Consider the following 26,166-nt stretch of genomic DNA (forward strand, 5'->3'; position numbering starts at 1 on the left):
GACCGCCGCTCTCGCGTACAGCAGGCGCCGAGGCGCCGGGGTGCTACTTGGCCGAGACGACCGTCAGCGTGATCGTCGCGATGACGTCCTCGCGCAGGCGGAGGGTGGCTTCGTGCTCACCCGTCACCTTGATGGTCGTGGGGATCTCGACCTTGCGCTTGTCGATCGTCGCGACACCCTGGGCGGTGACCGCGTCGGCGACGTCGGCCGGGCGGACCGAGCCGAACAGACGGCCGTCGGCACCGGTCTTCACCGTGAGACGGATCTTCTGGGCCTCGAGGCGCTGCTTGAGGTCATGGGCCTCTTCGATCGTCTTGAGCTCGCGGGTCTCGCGGGCCGTGCGGATCTGAGCGACCTGCTTCTCGCCACCGCGGCTCCACGCCACGGCGAAGCCCTGGGGCACCAGGTAGTTGCGGGCGTAGCCGTTCTTGACGTCGACGACGTCACCGGCGGAACCGAGGCCGGAGACCTCGTGGGTCAGGATTACCTTCGACATGGTGGTCCTTCCGATCAGCGGCCGGAGCCGGCGTAGGGGAGGAGCGCCATCTCACGGGCGTTCTTCACGGCACGGGCGATGAGGCGCTGCTCCTGGACGGAGACGCCGGTGATGCGACGGGCGCGGATCTTTCCACGCTCCGAGATGAACTTGCGCAGGGTCGCGACGTCTTTGTAGTCGATGACACCGACGCGGATCGACTTCGCGGGCGCGGCGTTCTTGCCGCCCTTACCGCGGAGGGGCTTGCGGCGGTCGCCGCTGCTCTTTCCAGCCATTGGTTTCTACTTTCGATGAATGAAGAAGTACTAAAAGGGGAACGGCGAGGCCTAGAAGGGCGTCTCGTCGTTGTAGGTGCCGTTGCCACCGGGGGTGTTCCACACGTCGCCGCCAGAGGTGTTGCCACCCTGCTGGCCGCCGGCGGGCTGACCCCACGGCTCTTGCGCCTGACCGCCGCCGACCTGAGCCGGCTGGCCACCACGGTTGCCACCGCCGTTGCCGCCCCCGAAGGAGCCGCCACCGGCAGCGCCGTCGCGGGAGGACGCGGCGCGCGTCACCTGAGCGGTCGCGTAACGCAGCGAGGGGCCGATCTCGTCGATCTCGAGCTCCATGCTGGTGCGCTTCTCGCCCTCTTTGGTCTCGTACGAGCGCTGCTTGAGTCGGCCCTGAGCGATGACCCGGCTGCCCTTGGTGAGGCTGCTGGCCACGTGCTCGCCGAACTCGCGCCACACGCTGGCACGGAGGAAGAGCGCCTCGCCGTCCTTCCACTCGTTCGACGCGCGGTCGAACGTGCGGGGGGTCGACGCGATGGTGAAGTTCGCGACCGCGAGCCCGTTCTGCGTGTACCGCAGCTCGGGGTCACTGGTGAGGTTCCCCACCACTGTGATGACGGTCTCGCCAGCCATCGGACTACTCGGCAGCCTTCTCGGCGGCGGGAGCAGCCGGGGCGGCAGCGGCGTTGGCGGCCTTGCGGGCGGCCTTCTCGTCGCTGACCTTCTTGGCGGCGGCGACCATGGCGATCGCCTCTTCGGCACGCAGGACCTTGGTGCGCAGCACGGCCTCGGAGAGACCCAGCTGGCGGTCGAGCTCGACCGTGGCGGCCGAGTTCGAGGTCAGGTTGACGACGGCGTAGATGCCCTCGGTCTTCTTGTTGATCTCGTAGGCCAGGCGACGACGTCCCCAGATGTCCACGTTGTCGATCGTTCCGCCATCGTTGCGGATGACGTTGAGGAACTTGTCCAAGCTCGGGGCGACGGTGCGCTCATCGATCTCGGGGTCCAGGATGACCATCAGTTCGTACTGGTGCATGACTAACCCACCTCCTTCGGACTTAACGGTCACAGACGGTCTGTGACAGGAGGGTGTTCATGACGTGGCGCCGCCGTGAGGCGGACGCAACCTTCCCAGCGTAGCCGAGCGCGCCTCCTGAATCAATGCCAGGGCGGCGGTCGCCGGTCCCCGAGAGCCGAGGAGGCGCGGGTCGACACTCGTATGGCTGGTTACGCCCCGGCGCTCTCGCGTGCGTTCCACCAGGCCAGCAGGCGCTCGGTGGCGACCTCGGCGCCCAGCGGCCCCTCTTCGGTCCGCAGCTCGAGGAGGAAGCGGTAGGCCTCGCCGACCTCGCGGCTCGGGCCGATGCCGAGCACGCGTTGGATGTCGTCGCCGTCGAGGTCGGGCCGCAGCGAGTCGATCTCTTCACGCTCCCGCAGCTCGGCGATCCGCGCCTCGAGGTCGTCGTAGGCGAAGCCGAGCCGGTCGGCCTTGCGGCGGTTGCGCGTGGTCACGTCGGCGCGGGTGAGCATGTGCAACCGCTCGAGCTGGTCACCGGCGTCGCGGACGTACCGGCGCACGGCCGAGTCGGTCCAGGCGCCCTCGGTGTAGCCGAAGAAGCGGAGGTGCAGCTCGATCAGCCGGGACACGGCGCCGATGGTGTCGTTGTCGAAGCGCAGCGTCTTCAACCGCTTCTTGGCGAGCTTGGCGCCGACGACGTCGTGGTGGTGGAAGGTGACGACGCCGCCCGGCTCGAGGCGCCGCGTGGCGGGCTTGCCGCAGTCGTGCAGCAGGGCCGCCAGGCGCAGCGTGAGGTCGGGTGCCTCGCCCGGGTGCCGCTCGCGCTCGTAGCCGATGGCCTGGTCGAGCACGGTGAGGCTGTGCTCGTACACGTCCTTGTGGTGGTGGTGCTCGTCGACCTCGAGGCGCATGGCCGCGAGCTCGGGCACGACATGGTCGGCGAGCCCGGTGTCGACCAACAGCCGGACACCGTCTCGGGGGGTTTCGGTCTTGAGCAGCTTCGACAGCTCGTCGGCGACCCGCTCGACCGAGACGATCGAGAGGGTCTCGGCCCGGGCGGTCATCGCCTCGCGCACCTCGTCCGACACCGTGAAGCCGAGCTGCGCCGTGAACCGGGCGGCCCGCATCATGCGCAGGGGGTCGTCGCGGAACGAGTCGACCGCGGTGCCCGGGGTGGCGAGCCGCGCCTCCAGCAGGTCGTCGACACCGCCGGACGGGTCGACGAGCACGCGCTGGGGCAGACGCAACGCCATCGAGTTGACCGTGAAGTCGCGACGGACCAGGTCGCCCTCGAGCGTGTCGCCGAACTCGACGACGGGCTTGCGGGTCTCTCCGTCGTAGACGTCGCTGCGGTACGTGGTGATCTCGACGGTCTCGCCGTCGACGCGGGCGGCGATCGTGCCGAACGCGCGGCCGACGTCCCAGTGCGCCTCGGCGAGGGGGACGACGATCGCCAGGATCTCGTCGGGGTCGGCGTCGGTCGTGAAGTCGAGGTCGTTGACCGGGCGGCCGATGAAGGCGTCGCGCACCGGACCGCCGACGAGGGCGAGCTCGTGACCGGCCGCGGCGAACGCGGCGGCGAGCTTCTCGATGCGGGGGGTGGCGGCCAGATCGTCCAGTCGCTGCAGGGCCCGTGCGACGCTGTCCATGACGAAACAGCTTGCCACAGCCGAGGAGGCGCGGGCTGAGTCCCCGACGGCGCCTCGCGACCCCGTCGTCCCCCTCGCAGGCGCTTCGCCGCTGCTTCTTGGTCGGCGTTGCCTAGACTCGGCATGCTCGAACGGCCCCTGTCGCCGTCGACACCTGACGCCTATGAGACTCTTCTTCGCCGTGATCGCCGCCCTGTTGGCGGTGTTCGTCGTGTCGGCGGGACTGCCGGCCACGGCGGCACGAGCAGCGTCCGCCCCTGCCGGCGACGGCGTCACGATGACCGTCGAGCCGGCCTCCGACGGCGTGCTGCGACCCGACGACGACCTCACCCTCGGGGTCACCGTGACGAACGACGGCGACAGCGACCTCGCGGCGACGAAGGCCCGGATCTACCTCGACCGCGAACCGTTCACCACGCGGTCCAAGCTCGCCTCGTGGCTCGATCCCGACGACGTCTCGGGTGACGACTACCTGGGGCGTCAGCTCGTCCAGGTCGACGTGCCGGCGGTCTCCGCCGGGTCGTCCGTGGCGCTCGACACCGTCGTGGTGCCCGCCGACCGCCTCTCCCTGACCGGCCGCGCCTTCGGGGCACGCGCGCTCGGGGCCCGCGTGCTCGACGCCTCGGGCAGCCAGGTGGCGCAGACCCGCAGCAGCGTGGTCTGGTACCCCGCCGACAGCTTCCAGCCGACCCGCGTCGCGGTCGCCGTGCCGATCACGACGCCCGAGAGCGAGACCGGCGTCCTCGACGCCTCCGCCCTCGCCGCCTACACCTCCGACGGCGGGGTGCTGCGACGCGAGCTCGACGCCGTGTCGGGCACGGGCGCGACCCTCGGCGTCGACCCGATGATCGTCGCGTCGATCCGCCTGCTCGGCACCGAGGCCCCGCAGTCCGCCGTCGACTGGCTCGCCGAATTGCAGGCCCTGCCGAACGACATGTTCCCCCTGGCCTACGCCGACGCCGACGTCGCGGGGCTGCGTCAGGCCGGCGCCACGTCCGTCCCGGCCGTGACCTCGCTCGACACCCTGGTCGACCCCGCCCGGTTCGAGGGCATGCCGGCCGCGACCGACACGCCCACCGAGGCCCCGAGCCAGGGCACGGACGACGGCTCGGGCACGGGCGTCGCCGGGTCCGACCCCTCGGCCCTGCCGAGCGACGGGTCCACCGCCGAGCCGACCGCCGAGCCCACGCCCGGCGACGGCGTGGTGCTGCCGACCACCGCTCAACTGCTCGACTTCCCGTGGACCCAGCGCGACGTCGTCTGGCCGCGGGAGTCGTCCGTCGTGTCCGCCGACCTCACGACGTTCGCCGCCGGGCCGTACACGTCGACCATCGTCTCCAGCGGCAACGTGGACGTCGACGGCGACTCGACCGAGAACGCCGCGGTCACGGTCGGTGGCGTCCCGGCCGTCGTCTCGGACGACCCCTTGTCGACGCTGGTCACCCAGGCGGCCGAGGCGACCTCCCTCGCCGAGTGGCAGTCCACGATGGCCCGGCTGTCCGCCACCGTCGCCACCGTCGCCTACGAGCGACCGAGCGACGCCCGCACCCTCCTGACGACGCTCGAGCGGGAGTGGCCGTCGACCGGCCAGTTCCTCACCCGCACCCTCCAGGCCGTCGACGGCCTGCCCTGGGTCAGCGGCGCGACCCTGACCGACGCGTTGGCGAGCACCCCCTCGACGGCGACCGTCGTCGACAGCCCCGAGAGCGACGCCCGACTGGACCAGTTGAGCGAACTCGTCTCCGCCGACCAGAAGGTCGTCGACTTCTCGACGGCCCTCGCCGAACCGCAGTTCGTCACCGAGACGGCCCGGCTGCGGACGATGGCCCTGGCGTCGCACGCCTGGCGCGACAACGTCGACGGGTTCCCCGCCGAGGTCGCCTCGGCCGTGGCCGACGCGACGGCGACGTCGGGTCTCGTGGCGGTGGTCCAGGGCTCGCCCATCGCCATCCTCGGGGACCGCTCGGCCCTGCCCCTCTACCTCGAGAACCGGACCGACTCCGTCGCGACGGTCATGCTGAACCTGACGCCGTCGAACTCCATCCTCTCGATCGAGCGCAGCCCCATCGAGGTGACGATCCAACCGCAGTCCCAGACCCGGGTCAGCGTTCCCGTGCAGTCCGTCGCCAACGGCACGGTGTCCGTGCAGCTGCAGCTGGTCAGCCTCTCGGGCGTGGCGATCGCGACCCCGGTCGACGTCCCGCTCTCGGTCCAGGCCGGGTGGGAGACCGCCATCACCTGGATCTTCGGCGTCGCCTTCGCCGCACTCTTCCTCGGCGGCCTGTACCGCACCTTCCGCAAGCGCCGCAGGGCGCGCGACGAGGCCCGGTCCTCCGGCGACGGCCCGTCACCCGATGCGGCCGTCTCGCCGCCCGTCCAGGAGTCCATGTGAGCAACCAGGGCGGTCTCGGTCGCGCCAGCATCCTCCTCGCGTCCGGGACGATGGTCTCGCGCGTCCTCGGCTTCGTGAAGGCGGCCGTGCTGGCCGCGGCGATCGGGCAGTCGGCGAGCCGGGCGGCGGACTCGTTCGCCCTCGCGAACCAGCTCCCGAACAACATCTACGCGCTGATCGCGGGCGGCCTCCTCAGCGCCGTCCTCGTGCCCCAGATCGTGCGGGCGGCGACGTCCGACGACGGGGGCCAGCGGTTCATCAACAAGATCGTGACGCTCGGCACGATCGTCTTCGCGGCCGTCGGCCTGGCCGGCACGCTGCTCGCCCCCGTGCTCGTCCGCCTGTACGCGCAGCAGAGCTCGGACGGCGGGGCGGGGTTCACCTCGGACCAACTCGCCCTCGCGACGGCCTTCGCGTACTGGTGCCTGCCGCAGATCTTCTTCTACGCCATGTACTCGTTGCTGAGCGAGGTGCTCAACGCCCGGCAGGTGTTCGGGCCCTTCACCTGGGCTCCCGTGCTCAACAACGTCGTGGCCATCGCCGGCCTGGTCGTCTTCATCGTGATGTTCGGCGGTGCCGTCGAGAACTCCGCGGTCGACGTCTGGACCGGCGACCGGATCTTCGTCATCGCGGCCACGGCCACCCTCGGCGTCCTGGCCCAGGCGGCGTTCCTGCTGCTCTTCTGGCGCCGCGCGGGTCTGACCTTCCGCCCCGACTTCCGCTGGCGAGGCGTCGGCCTCGGAGCCACCGGCAAGGCCGCCGGCTGGCTGTTCGGCATGGTCCTCGTCACCCAGCTGGCCGGGCTGGTGCAGAGCCGCGTCGCCACCCTGGGCAGCGAGGTGGGGGCGTCGAACGCGGTCCTCGCGAACGCCTGGCTGCTCTTCATGCTGCCGCACGGCATCATCGCCGTGTCGATCGGCACCGCCTACTTCACGCGCATGAGCGGCCACGCCTCGCGCGGCGACCTGCGGGCCGTCCGCACCGACATGTCGCAGTCCCTCCGCGCCATCGGCATGTTCATGGTGTTCGCCGCCGTCGCCATGTGCGTCGTGGCCTACCCGTTCGCGCGGTTCTTCGAGGTCGACTTCGCCGGGTCGACCCGCACCGCCGAGGTCATCCTCGGCTACATGCCCGGCCTCGTCCTGTTCAGCGTCCTGTTCATCGTGCAGCGGGTGTTCTACTCGATGCACGACCAGCGCACGCCGTTCTTCCTGCAGCTCGTCCAGTCGGGCATCTTCGTCGCGGGCGTCGCGATCTCGGCCGCCGTGGTGCCCCCCGAGCGCATCGCGATGGCGATCGCCATCACCACCTCGATCGCGGGCTCGAGCCAGGCCGTGGTCGCGCTCGTCGTCGTCAAGAAGCGGCTGGGCGGCATCGACGGCCGCTGGGTGCTGCGCCGCTACGTCCAGTTCTTCGTCTTCTCGCTCGTCGCCGGTGCCGTGGGCCTCGTCGTCGTGACCGTCCTGGGTGGTTTCGCCGCCGACGGGTTCGCGCAGTCCGGTCGCGTGCCGGGAGTGCTGACGGTCGTCGTGGCCGGGGCCGTCATGGGGCTGGTCTACGGCGCCCTGCTCTGGTTCGCCCGCATCCCCGAGCTGCGGGTGCTGACCACGCCGGTGACCGCACGTCTCGCACCCGCCGTCTCGCGCCTCCTGCGTCGCTGACCCGTCACGGCGGCCGCCGCGGCCGCCGCGGCCGCCACGGCCCCGCGGCCGCTGCCAGGCCCGCGGGAATGCCCCGTCGGTAGGATGCGTTCCACCAGACGATCGAGGGATCCGACCGCACGAGCCATCGCTCGCGGGTCGTCTTCCCGCTCGTGAAGTTCTCCCCCCAGGAAGGTGCCCATGCGCCAGGTCATCATCATCGGTTCCGGCCCCGCCGGCTACACGGCCGGCATCTACGCCGCCCGGGCCGGTCTGCGCCCCCTCATCGTCGCGAGCTCGGTCGAGGCCGGCGGCGAACTCATGAAGACCACCGAGGTCGAGAACTTCCCCGGATTCCCCGACGGCATCCAGGGCCCCGAGCTCATGTTCAAGATGCAGGAGCAGGCCGAGAAGTTCGGCGCCGAGGTGCTGCTCGACGACGTGACCGCCGTCGACCTGACCGGTGACGTCAAGAAGGTCACGCTCGGCAACGGCACCGTCGAGGAGAGCCTCACGGTGATCTTCGCCACGGGCAGCGCGTACCGGAAGCTCGGCCTCGCCGACGAAGAGCGCCTGAGCGGACGCGGCGTCAGCTGGTGCGCCACCTGCGACGGCTTCTTCTTCAAGGAGAAGGCGATCGCCGTCGTCGGCGGCGGCGACTCGGCGATGGAGGAAGCGACGTTCCTGACCCGCTTCGCCTCGAAGGTCTACGTCATCCACCGCTCGAGCAGCCTGCGCGCGTCGAAGATCATGCAAGACCGGGCTCACGCCAACGACAAGATCGAGTTCCTCTTCGACAAGCAGGTCACGGCCATCCTCGGTGGCGAGAAGGCCACCGGCGTCACCCTGACCGACACGGTCGACGGCAGCACGACCGACCTCGACCTCGACGGCCTCTTCATCGCCATCGGCAACGACCCGCGCGTGCACCTCGTCCACGGCCAGGTCGACCTGACCTCGGACGGCACGATCGCCGTCCAGGGGCGCAGCTCGAAGACCAACCTGACCGGCGTCTTCGCCGCGGGCGACGTCATCGACGCCACCTACCGGCAGGCGGCCACCGCCGCGGCCTCGGGCACCGTCGCCGCGCTCGACGTCGAGCACTACCTGGCCTCGCTCGACCAGACCTTCCTGGCCGAGCAGACCGTCGGGTCGGCCGAGGGCGTCGAGACGTCCGAGTCCGTGGTCGCCTGACCCGCGCCTCCTGAAGCCAACCCAGATCACCCTGACGAAAGGAACACCATGAGCAGCGCCAAAGCAGTGACCGACGCGTCCTTCGAGGCCGACGTCCTCAACTCCGACAAGACGATCCTCGTCGACTTCTGGGCCGAGTGGTGTGGCCCGTGCCGCGCCGTCTCGCCGATCCTCGACCAGATCGCCGCCGAGCACGGCGACAAGATCGAGATCGTCAAGCTCAACGTCGACGACAACCCCCAGACCGCCATGAAGTACCAGATCACCTCGATCCCGGCCATGAAGGTCTACCGCGGTGGCGAGGTCGTCAAGACCGTCATCGGCGCCAAGCCCAAGCCGGCCCTCGAGGCCGACCTGGCGGAGTTCATCGCGTAGTCGACACCGGCACCACGACGAGAGCCCGCCCAGCACACGCTGGGCGGGCTCTCGTCGTCCCCGGTCGGGACGGGCATAGTCTTGAGCGATTCACCCTCTGACAGAACAGGGACACCGATGAGCGACAAGGGCACCAACCTCGACCCGTGGTACGACTCGTACGCCGACCGTACGGCCGGCCTCAGCGCCTCCGAGGTCCGAGCCCTGTTCGCCGTCGCCTCGCGCCCCGAGGTCGTCTCGCTGGCCGGTGGCATGCCCTACGTCTCCGCCCTGCCCCGAGAGCTCGTCACGGGGGCCATCGACCGCGTCATGGCCGACGGGGGAGCGATGGCGATGCAGTACGGCAGCGGCCAGGGCACCCCGGCCATCCGCGAGCACATCATGCAGATCATGGCGATGGAGGGCATCCGCGGCAGCGCCGACGACGTCGTCGTCACCACGGGCTCGCAGCAGGCCCTCGACCTCGTCACCCGCCTCTTCGTGAACCCGGGCGACGTCGTGCTCGCCGAGTCGCCGAGCTACGTGGGCGCCCTGGGGGTCTTCAAGGCGTACCAGGCCGACGTCGTGCACGTCCCGATGGACGAGCACGGGCTCGTGCCCGAGGCCCTGCGAGAGGCCATCGCGACCGTCACCGCTCGTGGGGGTCGCATCAAGTTCCTCTACACGATCCCGAACTTCCACAACCCGGCCGGTGTCACCCTCACGTGGGCCCGACGCGTCGAGATCCTCGAGATCTGCCGCTCGGCCGGCATCCTCGTCCTCGAGGACAACCCCTACGGGCTGCTCTACTTCGACCAACCGGCCCCGCAGGCGATGCGCTCGATCGACGACGAAGGCGTCATCTACCTCGGGTCGTTCTCGAAGACGCTGGCACCCGGCTTCCGGGTGGGTTGGGCACTCGCCCCGCACGCCATCCGCGAGAAGCTCATCCTCGCCAACGAGTCCGCCACGCTCTCGCCGAACTCCTTCGGGCAGTTCGTCATCACCGAGTACCTCGACCAGGCCGACTGGCGTGGGCAGATCGAGACCTTCCGTGGCCTGTACCGCGAACGGCGTGACGCGATGATCTCCGCGCTGGGGGAGTACCTGCCGTCGCTCACGTGGAACGTCCCCGACGGCGGCTTCTTCGTCTGGGTCGGACTCCCGGCCGAACTCGACTCGAAGGCCATGCTGCCCCGGGCGGTGAAGGAACTCGTGGCCTACACCCCCGGTACGGCGTTCTTCGCCGACGGCGACGGGCGTCAGAACATCCGCCTGTCGTTCTGCTACCCGACGCCCGAGTCCATCCGCACCGGTGTCGCGCGCCTGGCGAACGTCGTCAACGGAGAACTCGACCTGCTGCGCACGTTCTCGACAGCGAGCCTGTCGAACCGCACCGCGCGCCCGCAGAGCGTCGTGGTGCCGCCGCCGAACACCATCTGAACAGCATTTTCATCGTCTCGTAGCCGTTCGGACCACGAGACGGTCCTGCGTCGTGACACGAAGAAGAGGTTCCACCATGGCATCGAGCGAACTGCGTACCGTCACCGTCCTCGCCGGCGGCATCTCGCACGAACGTGACGTCTCCCTCCGATCGGGGAGGCGCGTGGTCGACAGCCTGGTCACCCACGGCATCGAGGTCGAACTCCGCGATCCGGACGCCTCGTTGCTCGGACACCTCACCGCGTCACGTCCCGACGTCGTGTGGCCGGCCCTGCACGGAGCGAGTGGTGAGGACGGCGCCCTCCGCGGACTGCTCGAGGCGCTCGACGTGCCGTTCGTCGGCAGCACGGCGGCGGCCGCGCGACTGGCCTGGGACAAGCCGACCGCGAAGGAGCTCGCACGTCGCGCCGGTGTGTCCACACCGCGCGGCATCACGCTGTCTCACGACGCCTTCCGCGAGCTCGGCGCCGTCGGTGTGTTGGAGGCGATCGCCGACGAACACCCGGTGCCCGTCGTCGTGAAGCCCGCACGGGGTGGCTCGGCCCAGGGCGTCACGGTCGTCGACGACATCGGGGCGTTGCCCAGGGCCATGGTCGACGCGTACACGTACTGCGACGACGTCATCGTCGAACAGAAGATCACGGGCACCGAGATCGCCGTCGGGGTCATCGACACCGGTGACGGGCCCCTTGCCCTGCCTGCCGTGGAGATCGTTCCTCGCCAGGGGTTCTACGGCTTCGAGGCGCGCTACAACGCGGGGGAGACGACGTTCTTCACGCCCGCACGGATCGACGCCGTCGCGTCGGAGTCAGCGGCGCGGGCTGCTGTGGCCGTCCACGAGGCCCTCGGGCTGCGCCACTTGTCGAGGGTGGACCTGATCGTGGATGCCGCGGGGACCCCGTGGTTCCTGGAGGTCAACGTTCTGCCCGGACTGACCGAGACATCGCTCGTCCCGATGGCCCTGGAGTCCGCCGGCTACGAACTGGGCATGTTCTACGCCGCTCTGGCTGAGAAGGCCGTCACCGACCACCTCCGCTGACGACACGTGGTCGACGTTTCACGTGAAACGTCGGGCGGCCGGCGGGGTACTGCAAGCCCATGGTCGATCTTCTGGGCATACAGGTGCACTGAATGGACGCATCCAGGATCATCGACGATCTCGACGCCTACGTTGTCGTCCACCCGTGGACTTGACACAGAAATAGCCCGTGAGATCGACGTTTACGGGACCTCGACGTCTCCCTAGAAACTACGACGAATCATCTTACGTCGAGTCTGATGAACCTCTCGATGGTCATCATGCCCGAGTTGGATCCACGCTGCCGACGAAATGCGGCCGCTGCGAGTACCGCCTGCCAGGCACACAGCCATGCATCGGGGTCTCCATGTCGGACCGTTCAGGGGTCGTGTTGCATTTTCGCCCACCCTGACCCATCTTCATGAGCCCCCTTTGCTTCGCTACGTGACCAGAACGCGGAGCTGCCGCCGGTAACGCGTCTCATCCCCTGCACTGATCCCGTGCTGAGTCCGCGCCTGCGTCTGCACGGCATCTCCATCTACACCCGTGCCTGCACTTGCATCTGGCCATCCGTAAGAACCTCCGCCCCCGCGTCAGTCCCGTCGCCCCCCCTGGCAGTTATGCAAGCACCTACGTCTGCACCCCGGCGTACCCCTGCCATCGCACTGCACCTGCCGTGCGCGTGCGCCTGAAGTTTGCGCCGACGACTGCACCGTCCGCCCTGCACCTGCCGTGCACGTGCGCCCGCAGTTTGCGCCGACGACTGCACCCTCCGCCCTGCACCTGCGCGCGTCAAACGCCTGCACCTGCACCTGCACCTGCACCTGCACCTGCCCATCACCGCAAGCTTCTGCCGCCGCTAAGAAGACACCCGATCACGGCTGAAATCAGCACCGTGCCACTCCAGCAGGAACCTGCCTGCCGTTAGCGCCACCAGGAAGCTCACCAACACCATCTGGGCGAGACCACTGTCAGATTCCCGCGTCGGGGGAGTGCTGCAGGAAGACAAGCATCACTGTTTCACGTGAAACACCCCACCTCAGCGCCCTCACGTGACGTTCCCGTCCAACAAACAAGAACCGCCCTACCGGCAAAGGCAGGGGCGGTCGATGTTTCACGTGAAACCGACGCCGGCCAACGCTGTGGGCGACGCGTCACGACTCCTGGTCGTGTCCCAACTGGCCGAGGATGCGATTCAGGTCCTGCATCGACGCGAAATCGATGGTGATCGACCCCTTTCGAGCGCCCAAGGACACCTTGACCCGCGTCTCGAACCGGTCACCAAGGGTCTCTGCCACCTCGTCCAGATGAGCCTGATGCTTGCCGGGAGTGGCCGTGCGCGTCGACTTCGGCTTCGCGCTGCCACCTGCAGCGATGGCCTCAGCAGCTCGCACACTGAGGTCCTCGTTGACGATGCGATCCGCGAGACGAGCCATGAGGACCGGGTCACCCGTGCTCAGGATCGCCCGCGCGTGGCCTGCGGTGAGGACGCCGGAGGCGACTCGCCGTTGGACGGCTGCCGGCAACCTCAGCAGCCGCAGGGTATTCGTGATCTGGGGGCGGCTCCGACCGATGCGGGTCGCCAGTTCATCCTGGGTGATGCCGAAGTCGGCAAGAAGTTGCTGATAAGCGGAGGCTTCTTCGAGGGGGTTGAGCTCGGCGCGATGCAGGTTCTCCAGCAGGGCATCCCGCAGCATCGCGTCGTCGGCGGTGTCTTTGACGATGGCGGGGATCGTCGCGAGCCCCAGCTCTCTGGTCGCTCGCAGGCGCCGCTCGCCCATGACCAGCTCGTACTGTGCTGCTCCCTTGCCGCCGTTCTTGATCGGGCGGACGACGATGGGCTGCAGTACGCCCACCTCTCGGATCGAGGTCACCAACTCAGCGAGCTCTTCAGCGCGGAACTCGGCCCGAGGCTGCTGCGCGTTCGGAGTGATGTCCAGCGGATTCAGGTTGGCGAGACGAGCGCCCGGCACGGCGATGAGTTCGTCGGCCGTCTGCTGTGCCGTCGGGAAGAAGACGTCGACCGGGCGGTCCTGGCTCTCGTCGGAGACGGGGATGAGGGCGCCGATGCCGCGCCCGAGACCGGTTCGCTTGGTTGCCATTACTGGGGTGCTCCTCGACGTGCTAGTTCGGCGGCCGCCTCGAGGTACGAGATCGACCCGGGGGAGTTGGTGTCGTAGCTGATGACGGTCTGCCCGTAACCGGGGGCCTCACTGATCCTGACGGACCGGGGTATGAGAGTGTTCAGTGCCTCATCAGGGAAATGCTCGCGAACGTCGGCGACGACCTGCTGAGCAAGGTTCGTCCGGCCGTCGTACATCGTCAGCAGGATGCTCGACACCTTGAGCTTGGGGTTCAGGTGCTTCTCGATCAACTGGATGTTGCGCAGCAGCTGGCTCAACCCCTCGAGTGCGTAGTACTCGCACTGGATGGGGATGAGTACTTCACTGGCTGCGACGAACGCGTTGATCGTGAGCAACCCGAGCGACGGAGGGCAATCGATGAAGACGTAGTCGTAACGATCGCCGGCGTTCTCGGTCTTGCTGAGGTACTCGGACAACGCCCTGCTCAGTCGTTGCTCGCGAGCGACGAGTGAGACGAGTTCGATCTCGGCGCCGGCGAGATGGATGGTCGCGGGGATGCAGAAGAGCGTGTCGAACTCCGGGCTCTTCTGGACGACGTCCGCTACCTCGCCGTCGTTCACCACGACGTCGTAGACACTCGGGGTCTCTGCCCGGTGTTCCACACCGAGGGCCGTGGAGGCGTTGCCCTGGGGATCGAGATCGATGACCAGAACCTTGGCCCCACTCCGCGCAAGGGCGGCGGAGAGATTGACGGTGGTCGTGGTCTTGCCGACACCGCCTTTCTGGTTCGAAACGGTGATCACTCGGGTCGAGGCGGGCGACGGGAGCGGTTCGCGAGACAGGGCCTTCTTACGACGGTTCAGGTCGGCAAGCTCTCGAGCCAGGGGAGTGCTTCTGTCGTCGTCAGCCGAGGAACTCACTGAGGGTCTCCGTATCGCCATGTTTCACGTGAAACGACCTACCCGGAGGTGTGATCACGCCGCTGCGAGGCGGCACGGTGATCATCGGGGATCGGAGACCGAGTCTATCGGCAGGCCCCGACAAAGACGGGGACCCGAGGTCCGCGTGCCTGCCGAACCACTTCGGTCGACACGGAGCGCAAACCCCCGAGTAGTCGAACATGGCCTGGTCAAAGCCACATTACCGTCACTCACTTGGACCAGTCAGTCCAAGGTGGCGATGAACACCCGGGTCGTCTCGTCGACGAGCCCCACACCCAGTTCACGAGCCTCGACGTCGATGAGGTGATGGCGGGCGATCACCTTGCGCGCGGCGGCGATCTCGTCGTCGACCCGAGCGCCTTTCATCAACAGCAGCTGCCCCCCGGTCTTCACCAGCGGCGCCGTCAGCGGGATCAACTTGGAGAGGGCCGACACGGCCCGAGCGGTCGCCTGGTCGAGCCACCCGTCCAGCTGCACGTCCTCGGCACGGGCACGGACGACCTCGACGTTGTCGAGCCCCATGCGATCGGCTTCAGCCGTCAGCCAGTCGACGCGCCGTTCCATCGGCTCGATCAGGACGAGCGTGGCGTCCGGACGAGCAGCAGCGAGCACGAGTCCCGGGAGGCCGGCACCCGACCCGATGTCCCCGACGCGACCCGCGACCAGCAGAGGTGCCAGCAAGCCACAGTTGACGACGTGGCGGGTCCAGAGACGCGGCAGCTCGAGCGGTCCGATCAGGCCGAGTTCTTCGCCGTGCTGGGCTAGGTCGGCCACATAGCGGCGAACGACGTCGAGCCGGTCGCCGAAGATCGTCGCCGCGACGGCGGGCTCGACCTCGAGGGTCGACGTGTCGGTCATGTCGTCCGGCTCAGGGACGCGTGATGACGGTGTGACGGTCGCGGCCTTCGCCCTCGGACTCCGAGGTGAATCCCCGTGCCGCGACGATGTCGTGCACGAGTTTGCGCTCGTAGGACGACATGGGGGGCAGGGCCGCCGAGGTGGCGCCGTCCTCGAGCTTCGAGACCGCGTGGTCGACCAGGCGGCCGAGTTCCGTCTCGCGAGTGGCGCGGGATCCCCCGATGTCGAGGATGAGGCGGGAGAACTCACCCGTCTTGGTCTGCACCGCGATGCGGGTCAGCTCTTGGAGGGCGTTGACGGTGTCGGGCTTCGACAGGACGCGCAGCTTCTGCTCACCACTCGAGTCGACCGAGATGTACGAACGACCACCGCGGACCTCGATGTCGATGTCGCCGTCGAAGTCGCAGATGTCGAGCAGCTCTTCGATGTAGTCGGCGGCGATGTCGCCCTCGTCGAGGACGTCGGCGGCGTCGTCCGAGGCGACCTGCGCCTCCTCGGTGTCGTTCGAGACGACGGCGTCGTCGTTCTCGGCGGCGGGCTCGACGATGTCGGTCGTGGAGTCGTCAGAGGTCATTTCTTGGGGCCGTTCTGCTTCTTGGAGCGGTTCTTGCCGACGGGTTGGGTCCGCTGGGTCGTCTTCGGCACGGCAGGCGCCGACTCGATCTCGGTCACGGTGATGCTCGGGAGTCCCTTGCGCTGCTGCTTGCGCGCGAGGCGCTCTTCACGCGCCAGGGCAGCTTCGCTGCCGGGTGTGGGCATGTTGCGGATGACCAGGAACTGCTGGGCCATGGTCCAGACGTTCGAGGTGAGCCAGTAGAACATGACGCCGAGGGGGAACGACAGGCCCGAGAAGACGAACACGAGGGGGAGGAAGTACAAGAGCATGCGCTGCTGCTTGAACATGGGGCTCGCCTTGGTCTCGGGCGACATGTTCTTCGAGACGATCTGCAACTGCGTGATGAACTGCGAGGCGGTCATGATGACCACCATCGCTCCGGCCATCAGGCGGACCTCCCATGTGGTGGCACCCAGGAAGGTCTCTTTCAGGGGGGCGCCGAAGAGAGCCGACTCACCGAACGAGTTCGAGAGCGCCGCGTTCAGCAGGCCGATGCCCACCTTCTCTTGCTGCGCGTTGTGCAGCACGGTGTAGAGGCTGAAGAAGATCGGCATCTGGATCAGCAGGGGCAGGCACGAGCTGAGCGGGTTCGTCCCCGTGTCCTTGTAGAGCGCCATGGTCTCGCGCGACATGGCCTCGCGGCTGAACTGGTCGCGCTTGCCCTTGTACTTGTCCTGGATCTTCTTGAGCCGGGGCGCGATCTCCATCATGCGTCGCTGGCTCTTGATCTGGCGGACGAAGATCGGGATGAGGCACGCCCGGACCACGAGGACCAGGCCGACGATCGAGAGCACCCACGTGCTGCCGGCCGCGGTGTCCATGCCGAACGCCGTGAGGACGTTGTGGAAGCCGACGAGGATCGCCTCGACGACCCATCTCAGGGGCCAGAGGATGGTGCCGATGAAGTCCATGGTGTTCGGGTCAGCCCTTTCCGTGGCTCTGTGCGGCGATGCGGCCCGTCCCGAGGAGGTCGGGGGCGGTGGTGCCGGATCGCGGTGTCACGAAGCCGGACTTCGTGACGCGGTACTTCTGTGTACGGGGCTCGGGGACGTCGTCGACGCCTCCGGCTGCCCAGGGGTGACACCGGGCGATGCGCCAGCTGCCCATGGCCACGCCCCGCACGACGCCGTGCAGCTGGATGGCCTCGAGGGCGTACCGGGAACACGACGGGTAGTAGCGACAGACGTCGCCGTAGAGCGGGGAGACGACGGCGCGGTAGACGCGGAGGATGAGGACGCACGCGTTGCGGGGAAGCAACGCGACGAACTGCACCGCTCTTGTCACGCTCTCACGCCCCTGTCGACCACCTCGGAGATGTCCGACAGCAGGGTAGACCACGCAACGTCGGGGCTGCCTGGCAAGGCTCTGATCACGACGTCGAGCCCGCCGGGGATCGTCGGCAGGAGTTCGTGGCACACCCCCTTGAGCCGGCGCCGGACCGTGTTGCGGACGACCGCGTTGCCCACGGTCTTCGCCACGATGAAACCGAACCGGACCAGCTCGTCGTCACGACGCCGCACGTAGACGACCGAATGCGCCGTGCCCGACTTGCGGCCACGGCGCACGGTGGTTCGGTAGTCGTCTGCGCGGACGATCCGGTTGGCCCGGGCCAACACGGAAGTGGCTACGCCGAGAGCTCGGTGCGGCCCTTGCCACGACGGGCGGCGAGGATTGCGCGGCCGGCACGCGTACGCATGCGAGCACGGAAACCGTGCTTCTTGGCCCGACGACGGTTGTTCGGCTGGAACGTTCTCTTGCTCATGGTGGTCCTCCAGGAAAGCGGACCAGGCCTGTTGCCACGATCCGAGAAGTCTTGTACAGCCAACGCGGCTGAAATCAACTGATTAAAAGTACGCGTGATCGGAGCCCGGGTCAAACGGCCGCTTCCCGGGAGGTTTGTCCACAGTGTTGAAAACTCTGATTGCGGACTCCACACCCCGTCGAACTAAGGTGGGTACTTCTCGCGGTACTTCCGCGTGACTACGGGGAACACGCAGCGATCCCGGCCCGAACGGCGCCAACCGATCGGTGGAGAAAGCTGTGCATAACTCGACCCGCACTCGTACCCTTCGAACACCGTCGGGTGAACGCGACCCGCACGCGGAGGCGGCCGGATCCGTCCGCTGCCGAACCGCGAGAAAGAGACTCCAGTGGCGCACACCGTCGACCCGGTCCAGGACCTGTGGCGTTCCGTCCTCGCGACGCTGACGACCGACGACCGCATCACGCCGCAGCTGCACGGCTTCATCAGCCTCGTGGAGCCCAAGGGCGTGCTGGGCGGCACCCTCTACCTCGAGGTGCCCAACGACCTGACCCGCGGCATGCTCGAACAACGGATCCGTGAGCCCCTGCTCGAGTCCATCGCCGGGTTGGGCGACACCTCGGTCTCGAGCTTCGCCATCACCGTCAACCCCGACATCACCCCGGACACCCTCACGCAGCAGGTCGAGCAGTCGGAGCCGGTCCACTACATCGAGGCGCCCTTCGTGCCGGCGCCCGTCGAGACGAGCGCGAGCGGGAAACGCAACGACTCCCGCCTGAACCCGAAGTACAGCTTCGACAACTTCGTCATCGGTGCGTCGAACCGATTCGCCCACGCCGCGGCCGTCGCCGTCGCCGAGGCTCCGGCCAAGGCATACAACCCGCTCTTCGTCTACGGGGAGTCGGGGCTGGGCAAGACCCACCTGCTGCACGCCATCGGCCACTACGCCGAGACCATGTACCCGGGGATCCGGGTCAGGTACGTCAGCAGCGAGGAGTTCACGAACGACTTCATCAACTCGATCGCCAACAACCGGTCGAGCCTCTTCCAGCAGAGGTACCGAGAGATCGACATCCTGCTGATCGACGACATCCAGTTCCTGCAGGGCAAGGACAGCACCCAAGAGGCGTTCTTCCACACCTTCAACACCCTGCACGATCACGACAAGCAGCTGGTGATCACCAGCGACCTGCCGCCGAAGCACCTCACCGGCTTCGAGGACCGCATGCGTTCGCGCTTCGAGTGGGGCCTGATCACCGACGTCCAGGCTCCCGACCTCGAGACCCGCATCGCCATCCTGCGCAAGAAGGCCCAGAGCGAGAAGCTGCAGATCCGCGACGAGGTCCTCGAGTTCATCGCGACCAAGGTGTCGAGCAACATCCGTGAGCTCGAGGGCACCCTCATCAGGGTCACGGCCTTCGCCAGCCTGAACCGCACCGCCGTCGACCTGGCCCTCGTCCAGACCGTCCTCAAGGACCTGATCACGCTCGACGAGGACAACATCATCGCGCCGGTCGACATCATCAACCACACCGCGGACTACTTCAAGCTGACGGTCGACGACCTCTACGGATCGTCCCGCTCACAGGCCATCGCCACGGCCCGCCAGATCGCCATGTACCTGTGCCGCGAACTCACGAGCCTGTCACTGCCGAAGATCGGACAGCTGTTCGGCAACCGCGACCACACGACGGTCATGTACGCCAACAAGAAGATCAGCGAACTGATGAAGGAACGCCGGTCGATCTACAACCAGGTGACCGAACTCACCAGTCGCATCAAGCAGGACACCCGTTACAAGTGACGGGACGGCGGGCCAGGCCGGCCCGTCCTCCACGACCGTCCCGTCCGGGCGCCGACCACGTGTCGGCGCCCGTTAGTCGTTCCAGGGGGCGCTCGACGGGTGTGAGGGGGCCCTGGGGAGTCACGTTCCACACAGTGTGGATAACTTGTGGAAACTCGTGGATAACCGTGTCGACCTTGTTCACGGATCCGGGGGACCTGTGGGATCCCACTCGGAGCGACCGGCAGACCCCGAGCATTCTTGTCATTCGGTTCCACACGCCGTCCACAAGTCACACGCGTGTAGTTCCGCCGAGCCCCGGGGTTTTAAACAGGTTATCCACACTGTGCACAACGGTTAAGACTGTTAATCCTGGTTACAAGAAATTGATGGAGAGACAACCTTGTGGATCGATCCGGGCCCGGAGCTTCGGCTTTCGCCTCCCGGAAGGGCGGACCCCGATGCTGTGCCACTATTAACCGGCCATCCACGAGAGCGAAGTCGATAGGGGTCCCCGCGTGAAGTTCCAGGTCAACCGTGACGTCTTCAGCGATGCGGTCTCCTTCGCCGTCAAGCTGCTGCCCCAGCGCACCACCTTGCCGATCCTCAGCGGTGTCCTGATCGAGGCCGACGCCGACGGGCTCACCCTGTCGTCCTTCGACTACGAGGTCTCGGCCCAGACGAGCATCCCCGCCGAGATCGACGAACCGGGCACGATCCTGGTCTCCGGCCGACTGCTCGCCGACATCGCCAGCCGTCTGCCGAACGCGCCGGTCACCTTCTCCACCGAGGAGAACCGCATCTCGGTCAGCTGCGGATCCGCGAACTTCTCCCTGCTGAGCATGCCGGTCGAGGAGTACCCGACCCTGCCGACAGTCGGCGACCGTTCGGGCGTCGTGCCCGGCGACTCCTTCGCCCTCGCCGTCTCCCAGGTCGCGGTGGCGGCATCCCGCGACGACGTCACCCCGGTCATCACCGGCGTCCAGCTCGAGGTCACCGAGAACGCCCTCTCGCTCGTCGCCACCGATCGTTACCGCGTCGCCGTCCGAGGCATCGAATTCGATCCCGGCACCGTGGCGAGCACGACCACGACGACGGCACTCGTCCCGGCACGCACGCTGCAAGAGGTCGGCAAGACCTTCGGCAACGCCGGCACCGTCTCGGTCTCGATCACCGGATCCGACGAGCGCGAGCTCATCGCGTTCCAGGCGGACAACAAGACCGTCACCTCGTTGCTCATCAAGGGGAACTTCCCTCCGGTGAAGCGTCTCTTCCCCGACACCGTCGAGAACTACGCCGTGATCAACACGGCCGAGCTCGTCGAGTCGGTCCGCCGCGTCTCGCTCGTCCTCGAGCGCGAGGCGGCCCTCAGGTTCACGTTCACGATCGACGGCCTCACCCTCGAGGCCATCGGAAGCGAACAAGCGCAGGCGTCAGAGTCGATCGATGCGTTGTTGACGGGAGAGGACACGGTGGTCTCGTTGAAACCGCAGTTCCTCCTCGACGGTCTCGGAGCGGTTCATTCCGAGTTCGTCCGCATCTCCTTCACCAAGACGGAGAACCCGAACAAGCCCGGTCCCGTGCTGATCACCAGTCAGTCCTCGAAAGACCAGGCCGGTGCTGACAGCTACAAGTACCTGCTGCAGCCCAACCTCCTCCTGCGCTAAGAGCGCTCTGCCAGCAACGGTGCCGCCTCCGGGCCCCACCGCCACGAACAAAGGAACCTCATGCACATCGGCCTCGTCGGTCTCGGCAAAATGGGCAACAACATGCGCGCCCGCCTGCGCGACAGCGGCATCGAGGTGACCGGTTACGACGCGAACCCCGCCGTCTCCGACGTCGCCAGCCTCGCCGAGCTCGCCACCACGCTCCCCGCCCCCCGCATCGTCTGGGTCATGGTGCCCGCGGGCGACATCACCGCCGGCGTCATCGAAGAGCTCTCGAACGAGCTCTCCGAAGGCGACCTGGTCATCGACGGCGGCAACTCGAAGTTCACCAGCGACTTCGCCAACGAGAAGCTCCTCGGCGGCAAGGGCATCAAGTACGTCGACGCCGGCGTCTCGGGCGGCGTCTGGGGCAAGGACAACGGCTACGGCCTCATGGTCGGTGGTTCCGCCGAGAACGTCGCCCTGGCGCAGCCGATCTTCGACGCCCTGCGCCCCGAGGGTCCTCGCGAGGAGGGCTTCGTCCACGCGGGCGACACCGGCGCGGGTCACTACGCCAAGATGGTCCACAACGGCATCGAGTACGCGATCATGCAGGCCTACGGCGAGGGCTACGAGCTGCTCGAGGCCCGAAGCGACCTCATCAAGGACGTCACCGGCACCTTCAAGGCCTGGCAGCGCGGCACCGTCGTACGTTCCTGGCTGCTCGAGCTCATGGTCCTCGCCCTCGAGGCCGACCCCAAGCTCGCCGAGATCTCGGGTTACGTCGAGGACAGCGGCGAGGGCCGCTGGACCCTCGAAGAAGCCATCAACCACGCCGTGCCGATGCCGACGATCAGCGCGTCGATCTTCGCGCGCTTCGTCTCGCGTCAGGGCGAGGGTTCGCCGACCATGAAGGCCGTCGCCGCACTGCGCAACCAGTTCGGCGGCCACGCCGTCAAGAAGGCCTAGCGCCTCCACCGGCCCGCGTGCGAGTACTGCATCTCAGCCTGACGGACTTCCGCAACTACACGTCTGCCGAAGTCAGCCTCGCGCGCGGGCCGAACCTCTTCGTCGGCAGCAACGGCCAGGGGAAGACCAACCTGGTCGAGTCCCTCGGCTACCTGTCGAGTCTCGGATCCCACCGGGTGTCGTCGGATTCGGCTCTCATCCGCCAGGGACGCGATTCGGCCGTCGTGCGGGCGCGACTACTCGCCGACGAGCGCGAACTGCTGGCCGAGGTGCAGATCAACCGGTCGTCGCCGAACCGGGCGCAGGTCAACCGGGGGGCCATCAAGCCTCGCGAGCTTCCGCGCTACTTCACGAGCGTCCTCTTCGCTCCCGAGGACCTCGCGCTCGTCCGCGGCGAGCCGTCCAGTCGTCGTCGTTTCCTCGACGAACTCCTGGTGGCTCGGTCGCCCCGGTTCGCCGGCGTGCAGACCGACTACGACCGGGTGCTCAGACAACGCAACACGCTCCTGAAGTCGGCCCGCGCCTCCGGGGTGAAGGCCGGCCAGCTCGGCACGCTCGACATCTGGGACGAACGTCTCGTGGCCCTCGGCAGCGAACTCGTCGTCGCGCGTGACCGGCTCGCGGCCGACCTGGCCCCCGAGGTGGCCCGTGCCTACGCCGCGGTGGCGGGAGCGGACCACGCCGCACACCTCTCGACGGTGCTGAGCATCCGGGGCGCGACACCCGACGACGAGACGACCGCGGCCGAGGGGCCGACCGAGTCCATCCCTGCCGATCAGGTGCCCGACGTCTTCCGTCAGGCACTGGCCCGTGTCCGACCGACCGAGCTCGAGCGGGGACTGACGCTCGTCGGGCCGCACCGCGACGACCTCTTCCTCTCGCTCAACGGGCTCCCCGCGCGCGGTTACGCCAGCCACGGCGAGTCCTGGTCGTTCGCCCTCGCGCTGAAGCTGGCCTCGGCCGCCGTGGTGCGGGTCGACTCGCCGACGGGCGACCCGGTGATCGTGCTCGACGACGTCTTCGCCGAACTCGACGGATCCCGTCGCGAACGTCTGGCCGACGCCGTCGCCGACTACGAGCAGGTGCTCATCACGGCAGCGGTCGAGGGCGACGTCCCCTCACGACTCAAGGCCCACACGGTCCGCATCGCCAAGGGGACGATCCTCGACGACGCCCCCGCCGTCGACGGTCCGGGCGACGACGCGGTCGTCACCGCGGTGGCCGGCGACGAGGGGCCCGGTGACGAGGGGGCCGGCGACGAGGGGCCCGGCGACGCCGTCGCCGAGGAGGCGCGGTGAGCGTCGACGACGCACCGCAGCCTCCGGCGTCCACGCCACCCGCGCCTCCTGAGCCCGAGGCGCAGCCCGACAGCGAGGCCCAACGGGTCTATCTGCGGTTCCGCCGGGTGTTCGGCGACCCCAACTCGCGGTCGCGCGACGCCCGGAAGCGCAAGTCGATCAAGTTGGGCTCCCCGAGCCAGCCCTTCGGCACGGGACGCGAGCCCCGGGGCATCGCCGACGTCCTCTCGGCCGTCACCAACGAACTCGGCTGGAACAGCCCGTTGGCCCAGTCCGAGCTGATGACCGCGTGGCCCGACATGGTGGGGGCGGAGCTGGCCGCGCACTCGGATCCGGTCTCGATCGACGACGGCACGTTGACCGTCCAGTGCGACTCGACGGCGTGGGCGACGCAACTGCGGCTGATGCGCACGCAGGTCACGACGACCATCGTGAAGAGGTACCCGGACGCGGGCATCCAGTCGGTGCGTTTCCTGGCACCCAACGCCCCGACCTGGAAACGCGGCCCCAGATCGGTTCCAGGGCGGGGCCCTCGCGATACTTATGGTTGACGAGGGTGAATCGTCCAAGTGCGGTGGGAAAATCCGTCTGAGGGCGGATTTCGCCCCGCGGCGGACAGGCCTGCGGTAGACTCGGAAGGTCGTCCGAGGGCCGCCCAGACAGCGGTCGCGACCGGTCGGCACATCTTCGTCCCGTCCGGCAGGAGCCCCTACGCACATGTCAGCTGATCCCACCGACGCCCAGCCCGACGACACCTACGGCGCCAGTGCGATCCAGGTCCTCGAGGGTCTCGAGGCCGTGCGCAAGCGTCCCGGCATGTACATCGGCTCGACGGGGCCCCGTGGTCTGCACCACCTGGTCTACGAGATCGTCGACAACTCGGTCGACGAGGCCCTGGCCGGCCACTGCGACCACATCGAGATCACCATGCGCGAGGACGGCGGCGTCCGCGTCGTCGACAACGGTCGTGGCATCCCGGTGGACGTCCACCCCGTCGAGGGTCGGTCGACCGTCGAGGTCGTCCTCACCGTGCTGCACGCCGGCGGCAAGTTCGGCGGCGGCGGTTACGCCGTGTCGGGTGGCCTGCACGGCGTCGGCAGCTCGGTCGTCAACGCCCTGTCGAGCGAACTCGACGTCGAGGTCCGCCGTCAGGGCAACGTCTACCGCCAGAGCTTCACCGACGGCGTGCCCGTCGCGCCGCTGGCCAAGGGCGAAGAGGACGACACCACCGGCACGACGATCACGTTCTGGCCCAACTCCGAGATCTTCGAGACCGTCGAGTTCGACTACGAGACGCTGCGCACCCGGTTCCAGCAGATGGCGTTCCTCAACAAGGGCCTCCGCATCGAGCTCAGCGACGAGCGCGTGCAAGAGGACGACGCCGAGCCCCGTCACGACGTCTTCCACTACGAGAAGGGCCTCGTCGACTACGTCGAGTACCTGAACACGACCAAGAAGGTCGAGACCGTCCACGACGACATCATCGCCTTCGAGCAGGAAGACACCGAGAAGAAGATCTCGCTCGAGGTCGCGATGCAGTGGAACACCTCGTACCAGGAGAGCGTCCACACCTACGCGAACACGATCAACACCCACGAGGGCGGCACGCACGAAGAGGGCTTCCGTGCAGCGCTGACCACGCTGATCAACCGTTACGCGCGCGAGAAGAACTTCCTCAAGGAGAAGGACGACAACCTCTCGGGCGACGACGTCCGCGAGGGTCTGACGGCCGTCATCTCGATCAAGCTCGGCGAGCCGCAGTTCGAGGGCCAGACGAAGACCAAGCTCGGCAACACCGAGGCCAAGTCGTTCGTGCAGAAGGTCGCCGGGTCGCAGCTGAACGACTGGTTCGACCGCAACCCCAAGCAGGCCGCCGAGATCGTCCGCAAGGGCATCCTCGCGTCGCAGGCCCGTCTGGCCGCGCGCAAGGCCCGTGAGCAGACCCGCCGCAAGGGCGTGCTCGAGTCGAACGGCATGCCCGGCAAGCTCAAGGACTGCCAGAGCAAGGACCCCTCGCGCAGTGAGATCTTCATCGTCGAGGGCGACTCGGCCGGTGGCTCGGCCGTCCAGGGCCGCAACCCCGAGACCCAGGCGATCCTGCCGCTGCGGGGCAAGATCCTCAACGTCGAGAAGGCCCGTCTCGACCGTGCCCTCGGCAACAACGAGGTGCAGGCCATGATCAAGGCCTTCGGCGCCGACATCGGAGAAGACTTCGATCCCGACAAGGCGAGGTACCACAAGATCGTCCTGATGGCCGACGCCGACGTCGACGGCCAGCACATCACGACGCTGTTGCTCACCCTCCTCTTCCGCTACATGCGGCCGCTGATCGACCTCGGCTACGTCTACCTGGCGCAGCCGCCGCTCTACAAGCTCAAGTGGAGCAACGCCAGCCACGAGTACGTGTACAGCGACGCCGAGCGCGATGCGGTGCTCCTGTCCGGTCGCGCAGCCGGCAAGCGCATCCCGAAGGAGAACGCGATCCAGCGGTACAAGGGCCTCGGCGAGATGGATTACAAAGAGCTGTGGGAGACCACGATGGACCCCGACACCCGCACGCTGCTGCAGGTGACGCTCGAGGACGCCGTGGCCGCGGACACCATCTTCGACACCCTGATGGGCGAGAACGTCGAGTCGCGCCGCAACTTCATCCAGCAGAACGCGAAAGACGTCCGCTTCCTCGACATCTGATGCGCGCCTCCGGCTGATCCGGAGCACGCCCGCGCCCCGACGAGC

At 67.8% G+C, this 26,166-nt stretch carries 25 protein-coding genes; 12 read left to right on the plus strand and 13 right to left on the minus strand.

The genetic code is table 11. The annotated features are described in order from the left end of the window. Positions 1–43 precede the first annotated feature (43 nt). The 5 genes from rplI to OVA02_RS01790 all read right to left on the minus strand — a co-directional run bounded on the left by rplI (position 44) and on the right by OVA02_RS01790 (position 3,432). Positions 44–496, minus strand: coding sequence for a 50S ribosomal protein L9 (gene rplI, locus OVA02_RS01770; protein ID WP_043595329.1), 453 nt, complete (start codon positions 494–496; stop codon positions 44–46). Positions 497–510: 14 nt separating this feature from the next. Next, a complete protein-coding gene (rpsR, locus tag OVA02_RS01775) occupies positions 511–771 on the minus strand; it encodes a 30S ribosomal protein S18 (RefSeq protein ID WP_043595327.1) in 261 nt (86 codons plus the stop codon). 51 nt (positions 772–822) lie between these two features. Next, on the minus strand, positions 823–1,398 hold the full coding sequence (locus OVA02_RS01780; RefSeq protein ID WP_043595325.1) for a single-stranded DNA-binding protein: 576 nt from the start codon (positions 1,396–1,398) through the stop codon (positions 823–825). A 4-nt stretch (positions 1,399–1,402) separates the two neighbouring features. Beyond that, complete coding sequence (gene rpsF / locus OVA02_RS01785) at positions 1,403–1,801, minus strand: 30S ribosomal protein S6 (protein WP_054145729.1); 399 nt, start codon at positions 1,799–1,801, stop codon at positions 1,403–1,405. 191 nt (positions 1,802–1,992) lie between these two features. Next, the gene (locus OVA02_RS01790; protein ID WP_267659107.1) at positions 1,993–3,432 is read right to left on the minus strand and encodes a CCA tRNA nucleotidyltransferase; all 1,440 of its coding nucleotides are present in this window, start codon (positions 3,430–3,432) and stop codon (positions 1,993–1,995) included. A 163-nt stretch (positions 3,433–3,595) separates the two neighbouring features. Between OVA02_RS01790 and OVA02_RS01795 the strand changes: the two genes are divergently transcribed. The 6 genes from OVA02_RS01795 (at position 3,596) to OVA02_RS01820 (ending at position 11,494) form a co-directional block, all read left to right on the plus strand. Then, entirely contained in the window at positions 3,596–5,824 is a 2,229-nt protein-coding gene (locus tag OVA02_RS01795; protein WP_159828395.1) for a DUF6049 family protein, read from the plus strand. After that, positions 5,821–7,485 carry a murein biosynthesis integral membrane protein MurJ gene (gene murJ / locus OVA02_RS01800; protein ID WP_056044245.1) on the plus strand — a complete coding sequence of 555 codons (1,665 nt, stop codon included), beginning with the start codon at positions 5,821–5,823 and terminating at the stop codon, positions 7,483–7,485. Before OVA02_RS01795 ends, murJ begins: the two co-directional genes overlap by 4 nt. A 180-nt stretch (positions 7,486–7,665) precedes the next feature. After that, on the plus strand, positions 7,666–8,658 hold the full coding sequence (trxB, locus tag OVA02_RS01805; RefSeq protein ID WP_123571099.1) for a thioredoxin-disulfide reductase: 993 nt from the start codon (positions 7,666–7,668) through the stop codon (positions 8,656–8,658). Between the two features lie 48 nt (positions 8,659–8,706). After that, positions 8,707–9,033, plus strand: coding sequence for a thioredoxin (gene trxA / locus OVA02_RS01810; protein WP_043595317.1), 327 nt, complete (start codon positions 8,707–8,709; stop codon positions 9,031–9,033). Positions 9,034–9,150: 117 nt separating this feature from the next. Further along, positions 9,151–10,455 (plus strand): PLP-dependent aminotransferase family protein, encoded by a 1,305-nt coding sequence (locus OVA02_RS01815; protein ID WP_267659108.1) that lies wholly within the window; start codon positions 9,151–9,153, stop codon positions 10,453–10,455. 76 nt (positions 10,456–10,531) lie between these two features. After that, a complete protein-coding gene (locus OVA02_RS01820) occupies positions 10,532–11,494 on the plus strand; it encodes a D-alanine--D-alanine ligase family protein (RefSeq protein WP_056044238.1) in 963 nt (320 codons plus the stop codon). Between the two features lie 1,133 nt (positions 11,495–12,627). Here OVA02_RS01820 and OVA02_RS01825 read toward each other — a convergent pair. The 8 genes from OVA02_RS01825 to rpmH form a co-directional block, all read right to left on the minus strand. Then, on the minus strand, positions 12,628–13,575 hold the full coding sequence (locus OVA02_RS01825) for a ParB/RepB/Spo0J family partition protein (RefSeq protein WP_267659109.1): 948 nt from the start codon (positions 13,573–13,575) through the stop codon (positions 12,628–12,630). Continuing rightward, on the minus strand, positions 13,575–14,477 hold the full coding sequence (locus OVA02_RS01830; protein ID WP_324289764.1) for a ParA family protein: 903 nt from the start codon (positions 14,475–14,477) through the stop codon (positions 13,575–13,577). Before OVA02_RS01830 ends, OVA02_RS01825 begins: the two co-directional genes overlap by 1 nt. A gap of 243 nt (positions 14,478–14,720) precedes the next feature. Further along, positions 14,721–15,356, minus strand: coding sequence for a 16S rRNA (guanine(527)-N(7))-methyltransferase RsmG (gene rsmG / locus OVA02_RS01835; protein ID WP_056044233.1), 636 nt, complete (start codon positions 15,354–15,356; stop codon positions 14,721–14,723). Positions 15,357–15,366: 10 nt separating this feature from the next. Beyond that, a complete protein-coding gene (locus OVA02_RS01840; RefSeq protein WP_159828380.1) occupies positions 15,367–15,930 on the minus strand; it encodes a protein jag in 564 nt (187 codons plus the stop codon). Further along, the gene (yidC, locus tag OVA02_RS01845) at positions 15,927–16,883 is read right to left on the minus strand and encodes a membrane protein insertase YidC (RefSeq protein WP_056044230.1); all 957 of its coding nucleotides are present in this window, start codon (positions 16,881–16,883) and stop codon (positions 15,927–15,929) included. The genes OVA02_RS01840 and yidC overlap by 4 nt, the downstream gene beginning before the upstream one ends. A 10-nt stretch (positions 16,884–16,893) precedes the next feature. Continuing rightward, positions 16,894–17,256 (minus strand): membrane protein insertion efficiency factor YidD, encoded by a 363-nt coding sequence (gene yidD, locus OVA02_RS01850; RefSeq protein WP_082460104.1) that lies wholly within the window; start codon positions 17,254–17,256, stop codon positions 16,894–16,896. Then, positions 17,253–17,588, minus strand: a complete 336-nt coding sequence (gene rnpA / locus OVA02_RS01855; protein WP_056044228.1) for a ribonuclease P protein component — start codon at positions 17,586–17,588, stop codon at positions 17,253–17,255. The genes yidD and rnpA overlap by 4 nt, the downstream gene beginning before the upstream one ends. 8 nt (positions 17,589–17,596) lie before the next feature. Further along, complete coding sequence (gene rpmH, locus OVA02_RS01860; protein ID WP_043595303.1) at positions 17,597–17,734, minus strand: 50S ribosomal protein L34; 138 nt, start codon at positions 17,732–17,734, stop codon at positions 17,597–17,599. A 388-nt stretch (positions 17,735–18,122) separates the two neighbouring features. Here rpmH and dnaA point away from each other — a divergent pair, with 388 nt between their 5' ends. The 6 genes from dnaA (at position 18,123) to gyrB (ending at position 26,121) form a co-directional block, all read left to right on the plus strand. Further along, entirely contained in the window at positions 18,123–19,538 is a 1,416-nt protein-coding gene (dnaA, locus tag OVA02_RS01865) for a chromosomal replication initiator protein DnaA (RefSeq protein ID WP_056044226.1), read from the plus strand. Between the two features lie 497 nt (positions 19,539–20,035). Further along, complete coding sequence (gene dnaN / locus OVA02_RS01870) at positions 20,036–21,184, plus strand: DNA polymerase III subunit beta (RefSeq protein ID WP_056044224.1); 1,149 nt, start codon at positions 20,036–20,038, stop codon at positions 21,182–21,184. A gap of 60 nt (positions 21,185–21,244) precedes the next feature. Continuing rightward, entirely contained in the window at positions 21,245–22,132 is an 888-nt protein-coding gene (gene gnd, locus OVA02_RS01875) for a phosphogluconate dehydrogenase (NAD(+)-dependent, decarboxylating) (protein WP_056044222.1), read from the plus strand. A gap of 17 nt (positions 22,133–22,149) precedes the next feature. After that, positions 22,150–23,430 (plus strand): DNA replication/repair protein RecF, encoded by a 1,281-nt coding sequence (gene recF / locus OVA02_RS01880; RefSeq protein WP_267659110.1) that lies wholly within the window; start codon positions 22,150–22,152, stop codon positions 23,428–23,430. Beyond that, the gene (locus tag OVA02_RS01885) at positions 23,427–23,981 is read left to right on the plus strand and encodes a DUF721 domain-containing protein (RefSeq protein ID WP_082460102.1); all 555 of its coding nucleotides are present in this window, start codon (positions 23,427–23,429) and stop codon (positions 23,979–23,981) included. The genes recF and OVA02_RS01885 overlap by 4 nt, the downstream gene beginning before the upstream one ends. Before the next feature lie 166 nt (positions 23,982–24,147). Next, positions 24,148–26,121: a DNA topoisomerase (ATP-hydrolyzing) subunit B gene (gyrB, locus tag OVA02_RS01890; protein ID WP_267659111.1), complete on the plus strand. Its 1,974-nt coding sequence runs from the start codon at positions 24,148–24,150 to the stop codon at positions 26,119–26,121. Positions 26,122–26,166: the final 45 nt, after the last annotated feature.

It is taken from the genome of Frigoribacterium sp. SL97 (genome assembly GCF_026625765.1).
Lineage (GTDB): Bacteria > Actinomycetota > Actinomycetes > Actinomycetales > Microbacteriaceae > Frigoribacterium.

What these genes read in the sequence shown, in the direction of transcription:
- rpsR (WP_043595327.1), bottom strand. Translation starts at nt 771, where the DNA reads ATGGCTGGAAAGAGCAGCGGCGACCGCCGCAAGCCCCTCCGCGGTAAG.
- trxA (WP_043595317.1), top strand. Translation starts at nt 8,707, where the DNA reads ATGAGCAGCGCCAAAGCAGTGACCGACGCGTCCTTCGAGGCCGACGTC.
- rpsF (WP_054145729.1), bottom strand. Translation starts at nt 1,801, where the DNA reads ATGCACCAGTACGAACTGATGGTCATCCTGGACCCCGAGATCGATGAG.
- trxB (WP_123571099.1), top strand. Translation starts at nt 7,666, where the DNA reads ATGCGCCAGGTCATCATCATCGGTTCCGGCCCCGCCGGCTACACGGCC.
- gnd (WP_056044222.1), top strand. Translation starts at nt 21,245, where the DNA reads ATGCACATCGGCCTCGTCGGTCTCGGCAAAATGGGCAACAACATGCGC.
- rplI (WP_043595329.1), bottom strand. Translation starts at nt 496, where the DNA reads ATGTCGAAGGTAATCCTGACCCACGAGGTCTCCGGCCTCGGTTCCGCC.
- OVA02_RS01825 (WP_267659109.1), bottom strand. Translation starts at nt 13,575, where the DNA reads ATGGCAACCAAGCGAACCGGTCTCGGGCGCGGCATCGGCGCCCTCATC.
- rpmH (WP_043595303.1), bottom strand. Translation starts at nt 17,734, where the DNA reads ATGAGCAAGAGAACGTTCCAGCCGAACAACCGTCGTCGGGCCAAGAAG.
- OVA02_RS01795 (WP_159828395.1), top strand. Translation starts at nt 3,596, where the DNA reads ATGAGACTCTTCTTCGCCGTGATCGCCGCCCTGTTGGCGGTGTTCGTC.
- rsmG (WP_056044233.1), bottom strand. Translation starts at nt 15,356, where the DNA reads ATGACCGACACGTCGACCCTCGAGGTCGAGCCCGCCGTCGCGGCGACG.
- OVA02_RS01780 (WP_043595325.1), bottom strand. Translation starts at nt 1,398, where the DNA reads ATGGCTGGCGAGACCGTCATCACAGTGGTGGGGAACCTCACCAGTGAC.
- yidC (WP_056044230.1), bottom strand. Translation starts at nt 16,883, where the DNA reads ATGGACTTCATCGGCACCATCCTCTGGCCCCTGAGATGGGTCGTCGAG.
- OVA02_RS01815 (WP_267659108.1), top strand. Translation starts at nt 9,151, where the DNA reads ATGAGCGACAAGGGCACCAACCTCGACCCGTGGTACGACTCGTACGCC.
- gyrB (WP_267659111.1), top strand. Translation starts at nt 24,148, where the DNA reads ATGTCAGCTGATCCCACCGACGCCCAGCCCGACGACACCTACGGCGCC.
- OVA02_RS01840 (WP_159828380.1), bottom strand. Translation starts at nt 15,930, where the DNA reads ATGACCTCTGACGACTCCACGACCGACATCGTCGAGCCCGCCGCCGAG.
- OVA02_RS01790 (WP_267659107.1), bottom strand. Translation starts at nt 3,432, where the DNA reads ATGGACAGCGTCGCACGGGCCCTGCAGCGACTGGACGATCTGGCCGCC.
- OVA02_RS01820 (WP_056044238.1), top strand. Translation starts at nt 10,532, where the DNA reads ATGGCATCGAGCGAACTGCGTACCGTCACCGTCCTCGCCGGCGGCATC.